The 15,074-nt window shown below is 72.4% G+C and carries 12 protein-coding genes; 9 read left to right on the forward strand and 3 right to left on the reverse strand.

Features of this window, described 5'->3' with window-relative positions; all coding sequences use genetic code 11:
* The first annotated feature begins 9 nt into the window (after positions 1 to 9).
* The 8 genes from AC07C1_RS02975 (at position 10) to AC07C1_RS03010 (ending at position 8,234) form a co-directional block, all read left to right on the forward strand.
* Positions 10 to 951 (forward strand): Zn-ribbon domain-containing OB-fold protein, encoded by a 942-nt coding sequence (locus AC07C1_RS02975; protein WP_478936469.1) that lies wholly within the window; start codon positions 10 to 12, stop codon positions 949 to 951.
* The gene (locus tag AC07C1_RS02980) at positions 948 to 1,997 is read left to right on the forward strand and encodes a thiolase domain-containing protein (protein WP_478936470.1); all 1,050 of its coding nucleotides are present in this window, start codon (positions 948 to 950) and stop codon (positions 1,995 to 1,997) included. The genes AC07C1_RS02975 and AC07C1_RS02980 overlap by 4 nt, the downstream gene beginning before the upstream one ends.
* A complete protein-coding gene (locus AC07C1_RS02985) occupies positions 1,994 to 3,160 on the forward strand; it encodes a thiolase domain-containing protein (RefSeq protein WP_478936471.1) in 1,167 nt (388 codons plus the stop codon). Before AC07C1_RS02980 ends, AC07C1_RS02985 begins: the two co-directional genes overlap by 4 nt.
* Positions 3,161 to 3,241: 81 nt before the next feature.
* On the forward strand, positions 3,242 to 3,481 hold the full coding sequence (locus AC07C1_RS02990) for a DUF397 domain-containing protein (protein WP_478936472.1): 240 nt from the start codon (positions 3,242 to 3,244) through the stop codon (positions 3,479 to 3,481).
* A gap of 117 nt (positions 3,482 to 3,598) precedes the next feature.
* The gene (locus AC07C1_RS02995; protein WP_478936474.1) at positions 3,599 to 4,501 is read left to right on the forward strand and encodes a universal stress protein; all 903 of its coding nucleotides are present in this window, start codon (positions 3,599 to 3,601) and stop codon (positions 4,499 to 4,501) included.
* Between the two features lie 205 nt (positions 4,502 to 4,706).
* Positions 4,707 to 5,996 carry an extracellular catalytic domain type 1 short-chain-length polyhydroxyalkanoate depolymerase gene (locus tag AC07C1_RS03000; protein WP_478936475.1) on the forward strand — a complete coding sequence of 430 codons (1,290 nt, stop codon included), beginning with the start codon at positions 4,707 to 4,709 and terminating at the stop codon, positions 5,994 to 5,996.
* Between the two features lie 139 nt (positions 5,997 to 6,135).
* Positions 6,136 to 7,566, forward strand: a complete 1,431-nt coding sequence (locus AC07C1_RS03005) for a 3-hydroxybutyrate oligomer hydrolase family protein (protein WP_478936477.1) — start codon at positions 6,136 to 6,138, stop codon at positions 7,564 to 7,566.
* 170 nt (positions 7,567 to 7,736) lie between these two features.
* Entirely contained in the window at positions 7,737 to 8,234 is a 498-nt protein-coding gene (locus AC07C1_RS03010) for a hypothetical protein (protein WP_478936478.1), read from the forward strand.
* A 14-nt stretch (positions 8,235 to 8,248) separates the two neighbouring features.
* Here the strand turns inward: AC07C1_RS03010 and AC07C1_RS03015 are convergent, their stop codons facing one another.
* Positions 8,249 to 10,219: an N-acetylmuramoyl-L-alanine amidase gene (locus AC07C1_RS03015; protein ID WP_478936479.1), complete on the reverse strand. Its 1,971-nt coding sequence runs from the start codon at positions 10,217 to 10,219 to the stop codon at positions 8,249 to 8,251.
* Between the two features lie 287 nt (positions 10,220 to 10,506).
* Positions 10,507 to 11,652 carry an aminoglycoside phosphotransferase family protein gene (locus AC07C1_RS03020; RefSeq protein WP_478936480.1) on the reverse strand — a complete coding sequence of 382 codons (1,146 nt, stop codon included), beginning with the start codon at positions 11,650 to 11,652 and terminating at the stop codon, positions 10,507 to 10,509.
* Between the two features lie 279 nt (positions 11,653 to 11,931).
* Here AC07C1_RS03020 and AC07C1_RS03025 point away from each other — a divergent pair, with 279 nt between their 5' ends.
* A complete protein-coding gene (locus AC07C1_RS03025; protein ID WP_478936482.1) occupies positions 11,932 to 13,425 on the forward strand; it encodes a DNA-binding protein NsdB in 1,494 nt (497 codons plus the stop codon).
* A gap of 21 nt (positions 13,426 to 13,446) precedes the next feature.
* Here AC07C1_RS03025 and AC07C1_RS03030 read toward each other — a convergent pair whose 3' ends face one another.
* Positions 13,447 to 14,874 carry a PP2C family protein-serine/threonine phosphatase gene (locus AC07C1_RS03030; protein ID WP_478936483.1) on the reverse strand — a complete coding sequence of 476 codons (1,428 nt, stop codon included), beginning with the start codon at positions 14,872 to 14,874 and terminating at the stop codon, positions 13,447 to 13,449.
* Positions 14,875 to 15,074 lie beyond the last annotated feature (200 nt).

The following is a 15,074-nucleotide window of genomic DNA, read 5'->3' on the forward strand; positions in this document are numbered from 1 at the left end:
GGAGCTGCCATGCCCGAAGTCCTCAAAGCACCACTCGTCGTCGAGTTCCCCTTCACCCGCTCCCTCGGCCCCGTCCAGAGCGCCTTCCTCACCGGCCTGCGTGAACGCGTCGTCCTCGGCGTGAAGACCACCGACGGCCGCGTTCTCGTCCCGCCCGTCGAGTACGACCCCGTCACTGCCGACGAGATCCGCGACCTGGTGGAGGTCGCCCCCACCGGCACGGTCACCACCTGGGCCTGGAACCACGAGCCCCGCCGCGGCCAGCCCCTCGCCACCCCCTTCGCCTGGGCACTGGTCCGGCTCGACGGCGCCGACACCGCCCTGCTGCACGCCCTCGACGTCCCGGGCCCCGACACCGTGCACACCGGCATGCGGGTACGTGTCCGCTGGGCCGGGGACCGCACGGGAGCCATCACCGACATCGCCTGCTTCGAGCCGTACGACGGCGACCCGGAGAGCCCGGCCGGTCACACCGGCGAGTTCGCGGACCCGGTCACCGGCATCGTCGCCGCCGCCCGTCTCGACTACACCTACTCACCCGGCCGGGCCCAGTCCGCCTACATCGAGGCCCTCGCCGGACAGCGGACCGTCGGCGAGCGCTGCCCCTCCTGCCGCAAGGTGTACGTACCGCCGAGGGGTGCGTGCCCCACATGTGGTGTCGCCACAGCAGAACAGGTCGAGGTGGGTCCGCGCGGCACGGTGACCACCTTCTGCATCGTCAACATCAAGGCGAAGAACCTCGACATCGAGGTCCCCTACGTCTACGCCCACATCGCACTCGACGGCGCCGACCTCGCCCTGCACGCCCGGATCGGCGGCATCCCCTACGACCGGGTGCGGATGGGCCTGCGGGTCGAACCGGTGTGGACCGAGGGCGCCCGCTATCCCGACCACTACCGGCCGGCCGGCGAACCCGACGCGGAGTACGACACCTACAAGGAGCTGTTGTGACGCGTGACATCGCGGTCGTCGCCTTCGCCCAGACCGGCCACCGGCGCACCAGCGAGGAGTCCTCCGAGGTCGAGATGCTCATGCCGGTGCTGCACGAGGTCCTCGACCGAACCGGTCTCAGGACCGCCGACATCGGCTTCACCTGCTCCGGCTCCAGCGACTACCTCGCCGGCCGCGCCTTCTCCTTCACCCTCGCCCTCGACGGGGTGGGCGCCTGGCCGCCGATCTCCGAGTCACACGTCGAGATGGACGGCGCGTGGGCGCTGTACGAGGCGTGGACCAAGCTGCTGACCGGTGATGCCGACACCGCGCTCGTCTACGCGTACGGCAAGTGCTCACCCGGCTCGGTGCGGGACGTGCTGACCCGGCAGCTCGACCCGTACTACGTCGCTCCCCTGTGGCCCGACGCCGTAGCCCTCGCCGCCCTCCAGGCGCAGGCCCTCATCGACGCCGGCGACACCGACGAACGCGCGCTCGCCGCCGTCGGCGCACGCAGCAGGGCCGACGCCACCACCAACCCCCACGCCCAGCTCAAGGGCAGGGTCCCGCAGGGCGGCCACCTCGTACGCCCCCTGCGCACCGGCGACTGCCCGCCCATCGGCGACGGTGCCGCCGCGGTGATCCTGGCGGCGGGGGAGCTTGCCCGCGAACTGTGCGAGCGGCCCGCCTGGATCCGGGGGATCGACCACCGCATCGAGGCCCACGGACTCGGCGTGCGCGATCTGACCGACTCGCCCTCCACCCGGCTGGCCGCCGAACGGGCCGGAGCCTTCGAACGACCCGTCGACACGGCCGAGTTGCACGCTCCGTTCAGCTCGCAGGAGGTGGTCCTGCGCAAGGCGCTCCGCCTCGGCGCCGGCGTACGCGTCAACCCCTCCGGCGGGGCCCTCGCCGCCAACCCGGTGATGGCCGCCGGACTCGTCCGCATCGGCGAGGCCGCCGCCCGCATCCACCGCGGCGACTCCGACCGTGCCCTCGCCCACGCCACCTCAGGACCCTGTCTGCAGCAGAACCTGGTCGCCGTACTCGAAGGGGATCCACGATGAGCAAGGAGCCCGTGGCCGTCGTAGGGATCGGCCAGACCAGGCATGTGGCCGCCCGCCGGGACGTGTCGATCGCCGGTCTCGTCCGCGAGGCCGGACAACGCGCCCTGGCCGACGCGGGGTTGGCGTGGGCCGACATCGATGCCGTCGTCATCGGCAAGGCGCCCGACTTCTTCGAGGGCGTGATGATGCCCGAGCTGTACCTCGCCGACGCCCTCGGCGCGGTCGGCAAGCCCATGCTGCGGGTGCACACCGCCGGCTCCGTCGGCGGGTCCACCGCCCTCGTCGCCGCCAACCTGGTCGCCGCCCGCGTCCACGGCACGGTCCTCACCCTCGCCTTCGAAAAGCAGTCCGAGTCCAACGCCATGTGGGGCCTGTCCCTGCCGATCCCCTTCCAGCAGCCGCTGCTCGCCGGGGCGGGCGGCTTCTTCGCCCCGCACGTGCGCGCCTACATGCGGCGCAGCGGAGCCCCCGACACCGTCGGCTCCCTCGTCGCCTACAAGGACCGGCGCAACGCACTGAAGAACCCCTACGCCCACCTGCACGAACACGACATCACCCTGGAGAGGGTCCAGGCCTCGCCCATGCTGTGGGACCCCATCCGCTACTCCGAGACCTGCCCGTCCTCCGACGGCGCCTGCGCCATGGTCCTCACCGACCGGGCCGGCGCCGCCCGCGCACCCCGGCCGCCCGCCTGGCTGCTCGGCGGCGCCATGCGCAGCGAACCGACCCTCTTCGCGGGCAAGGACTTCGTCTCCCCGCAGGCCGGCAAGGACTGCGCCGCCGACGTCTACCGGCAGGCCGGCATCGCCGATCCGCGCCGGGACATCGACGCCGTCGAGATGTACGTGCCGTTCTCCTGGTACGAGCCCATGTGGCTGGAGAACCTCGGCTTCGCCGAGGAGGGCGAGGGCTGGAAGCTCACCGAGTCGGGGGTGACCGAACTCGACGGGGACCTTCCCGTCAACATGTCCGGCGGTGTGCTGTCCACCAATCCCATCGGCGCCTCCGGCATGATCCGCTTCGCCGAGGCGGCTCTCCAGGTGCGCGGACAGGCCGGGGAACACCAGGTGGACGGCGCCCGCAGGGTGCTCGGACACGCCTACGGCGGCGGCTCGCAGTTCTTCTCCATGTGGCTGGTGGGGTCCGAACCCCCCGATTCCTGAAGGTCCTTCCCGCGTGGCCTGTCGGCCGTCGTGAGCGGTCGCTAGGCTGGCCGCGGACGACGAATCGGGAGGAGCACGGACGTGGCCGAGACCACCATCCAGCAGCCGCTCAAGGGCTGGGACAAGCCGGAGCTGGACCTCAGCAAGGCCGAGTGGCAGTCCAGCAGCCGAGGCGTGGGCGATGTCCAGATCGCCTTTGTCGAGGGTTTCATCGCGATGCGCAACAGCGGCCGGCCGGAAAGCCCTTCCCTGATCTTCACCCCCGCGGAGTGGGGTGCCTTCGTATCCGGCGCGAGGGAAGGCGAGTTCGACCTGACCTGAGCGAGGGGTGTTCCGACCCGATTTCCGGACACGCGACCGGCAGCGCCCTGCCGGGGCCGCCGCTTGGGCGAGGCTGGCCCCAGCAAGGGGGAAGTCGTGTTCCGGAGGTGAGGAAGCATGAGCAGTGCGCCGGTCATCGCCGCGGTCGACGGTTCCGAGGGCAGCATGCGGGCCCTGGAGTGGGCCCTGGCCACCGCCCGCCGCCGGGCGGCACCTTTGCGTGTGGTGCACGTACGGCAGTACGCCGCCTGGGGCCAGGCCGACGTACTGGTGGCCGGGCCGCCCGGGGCGGAGGGCGATCCCGTGCTCGACGAGGTGCGTGCCCGGCTCGCGGACCGCGCCGAGAGGCCGGCCGTGGAGTACGTCGCCCTGGAGGGCGTGCCGGGCGCCGTACTGCCCGAACTGGGCGCCGAAGCCCAGCTGTTGGTTCTCGGGTCTCGGGGGCGCGGCGGCTTCGTAGGCCTGCTGCTCGGCTCCAACGGCATCGCCGCCGCGCGGGACGCCGAGTGCCCGGTGGTCGTCGTACCCCCGCCCGGCCGCGAGGTGCACGGGGACGGCCCCGCCGAGCCGGGGCCCCGGGTGGTCGTCGGGCTGCACGCCGACAGCCCCGACGAGGGCGTCCTCGCCTTCGCGTTCGCCGAGGCGGCCCTGCGCGACGCCCGGGTACAGGTGATCGCCGCCTACCCGTGGCCGGTGCAGACGTGGTCCGCCCCCGGCCAGCTGGTGCCGCCCGCGATCGACCAGGACGCCGTCGAGAACGAGACCCGCGCCCTGGCCGAGGGCTTCCTCGCCCCGCACCGCAAGCGGCACCCCGAGGTCCGCGCCGACGCCGAGGCGCTGCCCGGCGACGCGGCCGGCCATCTCGTCGCCGCCTCCAGGGACGCCGACCTGGTCGTCGTCGGACGGCACCGGCGGCGACTGCTCGCCCCGGCCCGCATGATGGGCTCGGTCACCCATGCCGTACTGCTGCACGCGGCGAGCCCGGTCGCGGTGGTGCCACCCGCACCGCCGCAGGAGTAAGGCCGGTATCTCCACGGGCGACTCGGCCTAGCAGACCGCACAGCGCCCGGCAATCCGTCCGGTGCGGACTGACGCCCCGACGGCTGTGGTGCGCGGCGCCATGGTGCCCGCACACGCCCGAACCTACGGTTCCGCCACGCCCGGTGCTCCAGGCGCCACCCCTGCGCGGGAGGCCGGGACATGTGTGCCCACCGAAGGAGCCGCCATGCCACCGCACCCGTTCAGGAAGCCGCCCGGAGCGCACCGCGAGCCGGTCGCCGAAACCGACGCCCAGGGACGGCCGCCCCGCCGCCGTCGGGCCCGCCTCCTGACCCGACTCCTGGCCGTCGTCGCCGTCGTCCTCGGCACCGCGCTCGCCGGCCCCCTCCCCGCCGCCCGGGCCTCCGCCGCCCTCACCGCCGTGAGCGGCTTCGGGTCCAACCCGGGCGCCCTGGCCATGTACGTCTACCGGCCCGCCTCCCTGCCGGCACACCCGCCGGTGGTGGTCGCCCTGCACGGATGCACACAGAGCGCCCAGGTCTACGCCGACAACTCCGGACTGCCCCGACTCGCCGACAGCGACGGGTTCCTGCTGGTGCTCGCCGAGACGACCACCGCCAACAACCCGAGCAAGTGCTTCAACTGGTTCCAGAGCAGCGACAACCGGCGTGACCAGGGCGAAGCCCTGTCCATCCGGCAGATGGCCGGATACGCCGTCACCGCCTACGGCGCCGACCCCCGACGGGTCTACGTCACCGGTCTGTCCGCGGGCGGCGGCATGACGTCGGTCATGCTCGCGACCTACCCCGACGTCTTCTCCGCCGGCGCGGTCGTCGCCGGCCTGCCCTACGACTGCACCAAGGACAACAGCCCGTACACCTGCATGAACCCCGGCGTCGACCTGAGCCCGGCCCAGTGGGCCCAGCGGGTGCGCGACGCCTCTCCGTCGTACCCGGGGCCATGGCCGCGCACGGCCATCTGGTACGGCGACCAGGACACCACCGTCGTACCGCGGAACGCCACCGAACTGCGCGACCAGTGGACGGCCCTGCACGGCCTGTCCCAGACCCCCACGCGTACGACGGCCATCGGGCCGGACGCCACTCGGCAGGACCAGTACCTGGCCGCCGACGGCACGGTCGCCGTGGAGGTCGACCACGTCCCCGGCATCGGCCACGGCACCCCGGTCGATCCGGGCACCGGCAGCGAGCAGTGCGGCAGCACCGGCGCCCCGTACTTCCTGGACTCGATCTGCTCCAGCCGCTGGATCGCCCGCTTCTTCGGCCTGGACACCTCCGACCCGGGCGGCCCCGACCCGGGAGACGGAGGCAGCGCCTCCTGCTGGACGGCGAGCAACTACGACCATGTGCAGGCGGGACGGGCCACCACCAGCGGCGGATACACCTACGCGAGTGGCTCCCACCAGAACATGGGGCTGTACAACACGTTCGTCACCCACACCCTGAAGGAGTCACCCACCGGCTACTACACCCTCGCCGACAGCGGCTGCCCCTGACGGGAGGTCCATAAGAGGAGACAGTCGCCATGGTGGCCGGCGACGCTGTACGGGCCGCCATCATGGCGGCCAGACACATGTCGGGCACCACCACTGCGCCCTAACCTCCAGCGCGTCCCCAACCGCCGGAGGTAACCGCATGCTCCCCCACCGCACGTCACCGCTCGGCCGGCCGACACGGCGCGCCGCGCTCGGCGCACTGTCGCTCGCCGCCGCCTGTTCCCTCCTGGTCACCCCGGCCACGGCGGCGCCCACCGGCGCCGAGACACCGGCCGGGCACTGTGCCGGCGGCGCCCGGCTGTGGGTGCCGGGCGCCGCCCGCCAGCAGGCCGACTGCCTGGACGAACTGACCACCGCCGGGACCGTGGCCTCCGGACACACCGATCCGGCCGATTACGCCGGTCTCACCCCGACCAACCTGCCCACGCCCAGCGGCGTTCCCGGCATCCAGATCGACGGGTACTTCCCCGACATCTCCACCACCAACACCGACCACGGCTGGAACCACGACTCCCAGTTCGTCATCCGCCTGCCCGACCACTGGACCGGCGGCCTGGTGGTCGCCGGAACCCCCGGCAACCGCGAGCAGTACGCGAACGACCGGGCCATAGCCGACTGGGTGCTCGCCCGCGGCTACGCCTACGCCGCCACCGACAAGGGCAACACCGGCACCGCCTTCTACCGCGACGGCCACCGGCCCGGCGACGCCATCGCCGAATGGAACACCCGTCTCACCCAGCTCACCGGCGCCGCCCGCGCCGTGGTCGCCCAGCGCTACCACCGGCCCCCGGCCCGCACGATCGCCACCGGCCTGTCCAACGGCGGCTACCTGGTGCGCTGGCAACTCGAGAACCACCCCGAGCTGTACGACGGCGGAGTCGACTGGGAAGGCACGCTCTGGCGCTCCGACGGCCCCAACCCGTTCACCTTCCTGCCGGCCGCCCTGCGCCACTACCCCGCATACGCCGCCGGCGGCCCCGGAGCCGCCGATGCCCAGGCGGCCCTGCACCACGCGGGCTTCCCGGCCGGCTCCGAGTTCCTGTGGCCGTACCAGTACAAGGTCTACTGGGATCTCACCCAGCGCATCTACCGCGAGGAAGTCGACCCCGGCTACGACGGCATCACCGAGGCGGGCACACCGTTCTGCGCCCCCGGCACTCCCACCTGCGACGCCGACTACGACTATCCGGCCCGCCCCGCCGCCGTCCACCGCGCCGTCGGCCGCATCGCCCTCACCGGACGCATCGGCAAACCCCTGATCACCCTCCAGGGCACCCTCGACACACTGCTGCCGATCAGCGAGGACTCCGACGTCTACGCGCGCATGGTCCACGCGGCCGGGCGCGGCGGGCTGCTGCGCTACTACCGCATCGAGGACGGCACCCACACCGACTCGCTGGTCGACGCCTTCCCCGGCCGGCTCCGCCCGATGGTGCCCTGCCACCGCTCGGCGTTCACGGCACTGGAACGGTGGATCAGCGGAGATGGCCTGCCGCCCGCCGGTCACACGGTCGCCCGCCCGGCCGACGCGGACCCGGGCACCCTGCTCTCCAGCTGCCCCCTGAGCTAGGCCCTTCGTTCGGATCATGCCAGGCCCCGCGAGCCCGGCATGTTCGTTCGGATCATGCCAGGCCCCGCGAGCCCGGCATGATCCAGATAGCCGCTCCCGCGCCCGCCCGCCGGTGCGCTGCCCGGCGCCCGCGGGTCACCCACCGGAGCCCGGGCACGTACCATGGCCGCATGTCGTTCCTCCGCCGCCGCAGCGCCACTCCTGCCGGACCCGACTTCGACGTGCTGGCCATGGACCCGGGCGACTGGCCGGGCAACCTCGGCGCGGGCCTGCTGCCCGCCCCCGACGGCACCTGCCAGGGCGTCTTCCTGCGCTACGACCTCTTCGGCGGCCGCGGCCCCGCGATGATCATCGGCAATCTGCCGGAGGGCTCCCCGGCCCGCGACGTCGCCGAGGGAGAGGTCCCCTTCGAGGTGGGACAGCTGCTGCTGGCACTGGAGAACGACGAGGAGGTCACCGTCGTCGAAACCGAGGACACCCCGGTCCTCCAGGGCGACAACCTCCTCATCGTGCGGCGTCTGAAGCTGTCCGAGAGCCGGATCTCCTGTGTGCAGTTCGACCGCAGCGACGGCGTCCTCGTGACCATCGCCGCCTGGGACCGCCCCATCACCGATGACCTGTACGCCCTGCTGAAGCCGCTCCCGGCGGAGCTTTTCCAGCAGGGCTGAGCCACCGCCCGCCGCTAGCGCGCCGACCCTTCCAGGTGTACGTCCGCGGCACGGACGAAGGCGATCCGGTGACCGTACTGGATCTCGTAGTACAGGTCCTTGCCCACCACGACCCGGTGCGAGTCGGTGGTGAAGGTGACCGCGTAGTAGTACTCGCCCGGCACCTCGTCACCGACCACGTACTTCTGGCCGGCCGGGATCGTGTACGGCAGCGGCACCACCGACTGGGCGGGGACGCCCGCCGGGTAGGCCTCCTTCTCCGGGTAGGCGCGGCCGTACACGGGGACGCTCGGCAGACCCTCATTCGGGGTCACCACCAGCCCCTTCGCGGGCACCGCCGCCGGCTCCTCGCGCGGGTTCTCGAACCAGGCCTTCTGTCCCAGGTACCAGATGGCCGTCCAGTCGCCCCAGCGGTCGGCGACCGCGTACTGCTGGCCGGTGGACACCCGCGACGACAGATCGTTCACCCCGTTGGTCGGGTCGGTCTTCAGACCGATGTCCTTGATCAGCGGGGCGTTCACGTCGTGGTCGGAGTACAGCCGCACCTCGCTGGAACCGTGCGCCGTGCAGGGCTCGCCCTTGGTGGTACAGCCCGTGTACACGGGCCGGTTCGCGGCGTAGTCCGGAAGGATCGTCAGCAGTCCGGCCGTCTTGCCGGCCGTGCGCTTGAAGGGATGGCCCAGCAGCTGGAAGTAGTGCCGCCAGTCCCAGAACGGGCCGGGGTCCGTGTGCATGCCCGGGATGGTGGACGTGGTCGGTCCGGGCACGTTGTCGTGGCCCAGGATGTGCTGCCGGTCCAGCGGGATGGCGTACTTGCCGGCCAGATACCGCACCAGCCGGGCCGAGGACCGGTACATCGCCTCCGTGTACCAGGCGTCCGGCTCGGCGAGGAAGCCCTCGTGCTCGATACCGACGGACCGGGCGTTGATGTCCCAGTTACCCGCGTGCCAGGCCACGTCCTTCGCCTTGACATGCTGGGCGATGAGACCGTCGGTGGAGCGGATGGTGTAGTTCCAGGACACATAGGTCGGGTCCTGGATCAGGTTGAGCACCCCGTCCCAGGCACCCTCCGTGTCATGGATGACGATGTACTTGATGCGCTGCGAGGCCGGGCGGTCGCCGAGGTCGTGGTTGCCGTAGTCGTCGTCCCCGAACTGCGCGTAGGGCGCCGGGACCGACTCGCAGGACACCGACCTCGGGCACTCGGTGTCGTCCGTGGGAAGGGTACGCAGGCCGGCCCGCCGCAGCTGGGTGGTGTCGGCGGTCAGATCCGGGTGGGCGGCCAGGGCCACCAGCTGGCCGTCGTCGGTGGTGCGTTCCTCGCCCGTGCGCAGGACGTCGAAGACGTCGTCGGCGTAGGCCGCGGCGGTGGCCGTGTCATCGGCGCCGGAGAAGCGGGCCACCGCGCCGTACCACTCGGCCGGGTCGGCGCTCAGCGGCTCGCCCAGTTCCTTCTGCGCGGCGGCGAGCAGAGCGGCGCCGCCGGCCACGTTCGCCGCCGGATCGGTGCGCAGCTCTTCGGCCGGGATGCCGGTCAGCTCCGCCGCCTTCGGCAGCGTCTTCAGGCGGGCCGGGAGCGCGGAGCCGGCCGGCTCCGCGACATCAGGGTGCAGGGCGGCCCGGGCGGTGTCGCCCCGGGCGTCCTCCGCGCCCTCGGCGAAGTGCTCCGTGGTGGCGAGCGCGGTCCGGGCGTCGGTGAGGTGCATCGGGCCGTAGCCGCCGGTCACGCTGGGCGCGCCGCCGTGCCGGTCCCAGCGGGACTGCAGGTAGGAGACAGCCAGCAGGACCTCCTGCGGCACGTGGTAGTCGGCCGCGGCGGTGGCGAACGCGTGCTGCAGCCGGGCGGCGGAGGAGTCGGTGGAGCTGTGGGCGGGGGCCGCGCCGAGCAGTGGCAGCAGCAGGGCGGCGCAGGCGAGCGGGCCGACGGCGCGCCTCAGATGTCTGTGGCCGGGTGTGGACGTGGGGTCGGTGGCGGAACCTCGCAATGCGGCCTCCTGTGACGCGCGGGCGTGGCGGGGCGTGCGGCGGCGAGCTGGGTCAGTGGTACCGGCTTGCCGACGATCCGTCAATGATGCCTTCAGGACGGTGATTTCCCATGTCACGGAGGATTTCGGCGAGTTTCGCGGCGGCGGCGCGCGGGCCTGCGGGGCGTCACTGGCATACACCAGTGAGCAGTGCGGCCCCGACGCGTACAAAGGGTCCGAAGGGCCCTGCACACACGAAGGTCCGCGGTGCGCCGCCGCTCTGGGCGCACCGCGGACCTTCGTCCCCGTCAGCGAGTGCCGACCGCCGCGCGGACGGCCTTGCGGGCCATCTGGCAGTCGTCGTGCAGCCGCCTGAGCAGCAGCCGCTGTTCCTCGCCGGACGGCGCGGCACCCGGGTGGGCCGTACCCGGTGCCGCCGGGGCCGTATCGTGCATCGAACGCTGCACGGCCGTCTCGTACGTCCGGATCTCCCGGGTGAGCAGGAGCATCAGGTTCACCAGGAAGGCGTCCCGGGAGGCCGGGCCCGCCGACTGGGCGATCTGACTGATCTGCCGCCGGGCCACCGGCGCGTCCCCGAGGACCAGCCACAGCGTCGCCAGGTCGTACCCCGGCAGATACCAGCCCGCGTGCTCCCAGTCCACCAGCACTGGACCGGCCGGTGAGAGCAGGATGTTCGAGAGCAGGGCGTCGCCGTGACAGAACTGGAGCATGCCGTGCCGGCCCACCTCATGGGCGATGCCGTGCAGCAGCTTCTGCAGGTCCCCGAGGTCCCGGTCGGTGAGCAGGCCCAGCTCGTGGTACCGGGAGAGCCGGGCGGCGTAGTCCAGCGGCATGTCGAAGGTGCCGGCCGGGGGGCGCCAGGCGTTCAGCCGGCAGATCGCACCCAGCGCGGCCCGGATGTCCGCGCGGGGCGGGGCCTCCAACGGATGCCGCTGCAGCGCCGCCACCCGGCCCGGCATCCGCTCGATGACCAGTGTGCAGTTGTCCGGGTCCGCCGCGATCAGCCTGGGCACGCGAACCGGTGGCCGGTGCCGGACGAACGAGCGGTATGCGGCTATTTCGTGGCGGATCCGCTCGGCCCAGGCGGGCGAGTGGTCCAGGAGACACTTGGCGACGGCCGTGCTGCGCCCCGTCGTCCCGACGAGCAGGACGGACCGTCCGCTGCGCCGCAGCACCTGCACCGGAGCGAACTCCGGGCAGATCCGGTGCACCGACGCGATCGCGGTGCGCAGCTGCGCACCCTGTGGACCGGACAAGTCGAGTCGCCCGCTGAGCGGTTGGGTACCGGGTTGACCCGGCACCCGCCGGGGCCGGCCCGCGCCCAGCACGGGTCCGCCCGGCCGCGCCGCCGGATCGAGGTACGGCCCGCCGCCCGCGGGGCGGGGACGCAGCGGCCGGGGCGGGGCGGACACGGAGGATGATGCTGCGTACATGGGAGAACAGATCCCTTCGTGTGCCTGCGGTGCCTGCCTGTAAGTCTCACGCGCAACCCAGCCCGGTCGCCCGGGCACACCCTGGGGAGTGTGCCCGTCATATGCCGTCACGCGCCGTCTTGTTCGATGGCGGCGACCGGGCCGGGGTGGCGCTTTCCTACCTGACACCCGATGCCCAGTGGCACACCATCTGGCGGACCCTGGCGAACCGTGGCGAATAGTCGCCCGGCAACCTCCACCGGGCTACTGTCAACTCAGCCGAGAACCTGGGGGCTTGACGTGAGCGGACAACCCAACACCCGCCTTGCGGACCTGTTCGGCCTGGCCGGCTGGTCCAAGGGCGAACTCGCGAGGCTGGTCAACCGGCAGGCGGCGGCCATGGGCCACCCCCAGCTGGCGACCGACACCTCCCGGGTGCGGCGGTGGATCGACACGGGCGAGATCCCGCGCGATCCCGTGCCGAGGGTGCTGGCGGCCCTGTTCACCGAGCGTCTCGGCCGTGTCGTGACCATCGAGGACCTCGGTCTGGTACGGCACGGGCGCGCAGGGAAGCGGCAGGGCGACGGGATCGAGGAACATCCCGACGGTGTGCCGTGGCCGCCCGAACGGACCGCCGCGGTCCTCACCGAATTCACGGGAATGGACCTCATGCTCAACCGACGCGGCTTGGTGGGCGCGGGTGCCGCGCTCGCCGCGGGATCCACACTCAGCAGCGCCATGTACGACTGGCTGCACGCCGACCCGGCCCTCAAGGCCGACGCCCCTGTCCTCGACGACCCTCTGCATGTCGACCCCGCCGGGTTCGACCGCTACGAGGCAGCCCCCATCGGATCGCAGGAGATCGAGGAACTGGAGCGCTCGGTCGAGGTGTTCCGCGCCTGGGACGCGGCCCGTGGCGGCGGTCTGCAACGCAAGGCGGTCGTGGGTCAGCTGAACGAGGTGGGCGGCATGCTCGCCTACCACCACCCACCCCATCTCCAGCGGCGCCTGTGGGGCGTCGCCGCCAATCTCGCCGTCCTCGCGGGCTGGATGTCCCACGACGTCGGCCTGGAACCCACGGCGCAGAAGTACTTCGTCATCGCCGCCCACGCCGCCCGTGAGGGCGGCGACCGGCCCCGCGCCGGCGAGGCGCTGTCCCGGGCGGCCCGGCAGATGGTGCACCTCGGCCGGCCCGACGACGCGCTGGACCTGATGAAGCTCGCCCAGTCCGGCGCCGGCGACCGCCTGCAACCGCGTACGAAGGCGATGTTCCACACCATCGAGGCCTGGGCGCAGGCGTCGATGGGCAAGGGCCAGGCGATGCGCCGCACGCTCGGCCGGGCGGAGGACCTCTTCGTCTCCGACCGGCGCGACGTGGAACCCCCGGACTGGATGCAGACCTTCAAGGACGAGGACCTCTACGGCATGCAGGCCCTGGCCTACCGCACGCTGGCGGAGTTCGACCCGAGTGCGGCCGCGTCCGCCCAGTACTACGCGGACAAGGCACTCGCCCTGCGCGTGGACGGACGCGAGCGGTCCAAGATCTTCGACCATCTGTCCATGGCGTCGGCCTGCTTCATCGCCGACGACCCCGAACAGGCCGACCGCTACGCACGGCTGGCCCTGATGTCGATGGGGTCGAACTCCTCCCGTCGCACCTGGGACCGGCTGCGCCAGATGTACCGGCTGACCGCGGAGTACTCCGGCTACCCGAAGATCCACGAACTGCGGGAGGAGATCAGGCTCGCCCTGCCCAGGCCGAGGGGCAAGGGCGACAACAGCGCACAGGCATAGGGGCCTGTGCGCCGGGTCTTCTCAGTGGACCTTGGCGACGAGTACGCACGCCTCGTCCTCACGCCCGGCCCCGCCGAACTCCTCGACGACCGCCCGTACACAGTCCTGCGCGGTGCGCGCCGCGCCGAACCGCGGCGCGAGTTCGAGCAGCCGGTCCGTGGCCGCCGAGCCGCTGTGCCCTGAGGCCAGTCCGTCGGTGTGCAACAGGAGGAGGTCGTCCGGCCGAAGGGTCACTTCGGCCTGCCCGTAGACGGCGCCCGAGGTGGCACCGAGCAGGACGCCGCCCGGCGCGTTCAGCCGGCGCCCCGTCCCGTCGCGGTACAGCAGCGGGGCGGGGTGTCCGGCCTGCGCCCAGAGCAGGGTGCGGGTCTCGGGCCGGTAGCGGCAGCAGACGGCGCTGCCCAGGGCGGGCTGCACGGCGGCGTCCAGTAACTGGTTCAGCAGGGCGAGCAGTTCACCGGGTGCTGTGCCGGTCATCGCCATGCCCCGGACGGCGCCGAGCAGCATCGCCATGCCCGAGGCGACGGCCACGCCCTGTCCGGTGAGGTCCCCGACGCTGAGCAGGGTCTGCCCGTCGGACAGCTCCAGCGCGTCGTACCAGTCTCCGCCGATGAGCGTCCCCGTCGCCGCCGGCAGGTGGTGGGCGGCGAGGTCGAGGGCCGGTGGTTCCCGGTGCGGGAGCCGCAGGGAGCCGCGCCATGGCGGTAGCACGGCCTCCTGCAGCTCGGCCGCGATCCGGTGCTCGGTCCGCTCCTGCCGGCGGCGGTGCTGCAGCGAGTCACGGGTCTCGCGCACCGTCCGCTGGCTGCGGCGCAGTTGGCTGACGTCCCGCAGTACCGCCCACATCGAGGCGGTGCTGCCGTCGGCGCCGAGCACCGGCTCGCCCATCATGTGCACGGTCCGCAGGGAGGCGTCGGGCCGTACGACGCGGAACTCCCCGTCGATCGGCTTGCCGTCGACCAGGCAGTCCGTCACCATCGTGGTCAGCCTCGACCGGTCCTCCTCCAGGACCAGGGACGGCAGTTCGTCCAGGGTGAGGGCGGGGCCGGCCGGGTCGCGGCCGAGGATCTGGTACAGCTCACCGGACCAGGTGGCCTCATCCGTCAGCAGGTTCCACTCCGCGCTGCCGACGCGGCTGAGCAGCGATCCCGGCGGGGTGGCCGCCGGAGCCGGCCGCACGACCGGGGCGCCGGCGGACACCGCCGGAGCGGGCTCCGGGCCGTCCCGTAACTGCGCCAAGTGAGCGTCCAGGTCGTTCAGCTGGTGCAGCGCGAGGTCGTACAGGGCGCGCTGCCAGCGTTCCTCCGGGTCCGCACCGTCGCTCCGGGTGTCCCGCCGTACGGCGTCCACGTCGCCCTTGAGTCGCCGCGTCTGCGTGATCAACGCCTCGACCGAGCCGCGTCCGGGCGGCTGGGCGGCTGAGCGGTCCGCGGAGACTGGGGACGGCATGACGCACTCCGATGGGGGGTGATACGGCCAAGGGGGACGGGGGACCGTTACGACTGTGGCACAGCGCGCGACGCCCCGTAAGGGATTTGGCAACACACGATACGGTGGTGCTTCCGGCATATGCCAGAGTCTTCCCGGAGCGATTCCCAGGTACGGATGACGTACGCGTCGGCAGGGTCAAATCGTAGGGATCCTACGGG

The organism is Streptomyces sp. NPDC045022 (genome assembly GCF_056432605.1).

Bases quoted from the DNA above. Each gene is read 5' to 3' on its own strand.
- AC07C1_RS03030 (WP_478936483.1), bottom strand. From the start codon at position 14,874: ATGCCGTCCCCAGTCTCCGCGGACCGCTCAGCCGCCCAGCCGCCCGGA.
- AC07C1_RS03000 (WP_478936475.1), top strand. From the start codon at position 4,707: ATGCCACCGCACCCGTTCAGGAAGCCGCCCGGAGCGCACCGCGAGCCG.
- AC07C1_RS02975 (WP_478936469.1), top strand. From the start codon at position 10: ATGCCCGAAGTCCTCAAAGCACCACTCGTCGTCGAGTTCCCCTTCACC.
- AC07C1_RS03020 (WP_478936480.1), bottom strand. From the start codon at position 11,652: ATGTACGCAGCATCATCCTCCGTGTCCGCCCCGCCCCGGCCGCTGCGT.
- AC07C1_RS02995 (WP_478936474.1), top strand. From the start codon at position 3,599: ATGAGCAGTGCGCCGGTCATCGCCGCGGTCGACGGTTCCGAGGGCAGC.
- AC07C1_RS03005 (WP_478936477.1), top strand. From the start codon at position 6,136: ATGCTCCCCCACCGCACGTCACCGCTCGGCCGGCCGACACGGCGCGCC.
- AC07C1_RS03010 (WP_478936478.1), top strand. From the start codon at position 7,737: ATGTCGTTCCTCCGCCGCCGCAGCGCCACTCCTGCCGGACCCGACTTC.
- AC07C1_RS02985 (WP_478936471.1), top strand. From the start codon at position 1,994: ATGAGCAAGGAGCCCGTGGCCGTCGTAGGGATCGGCCAGACCAGGCAT.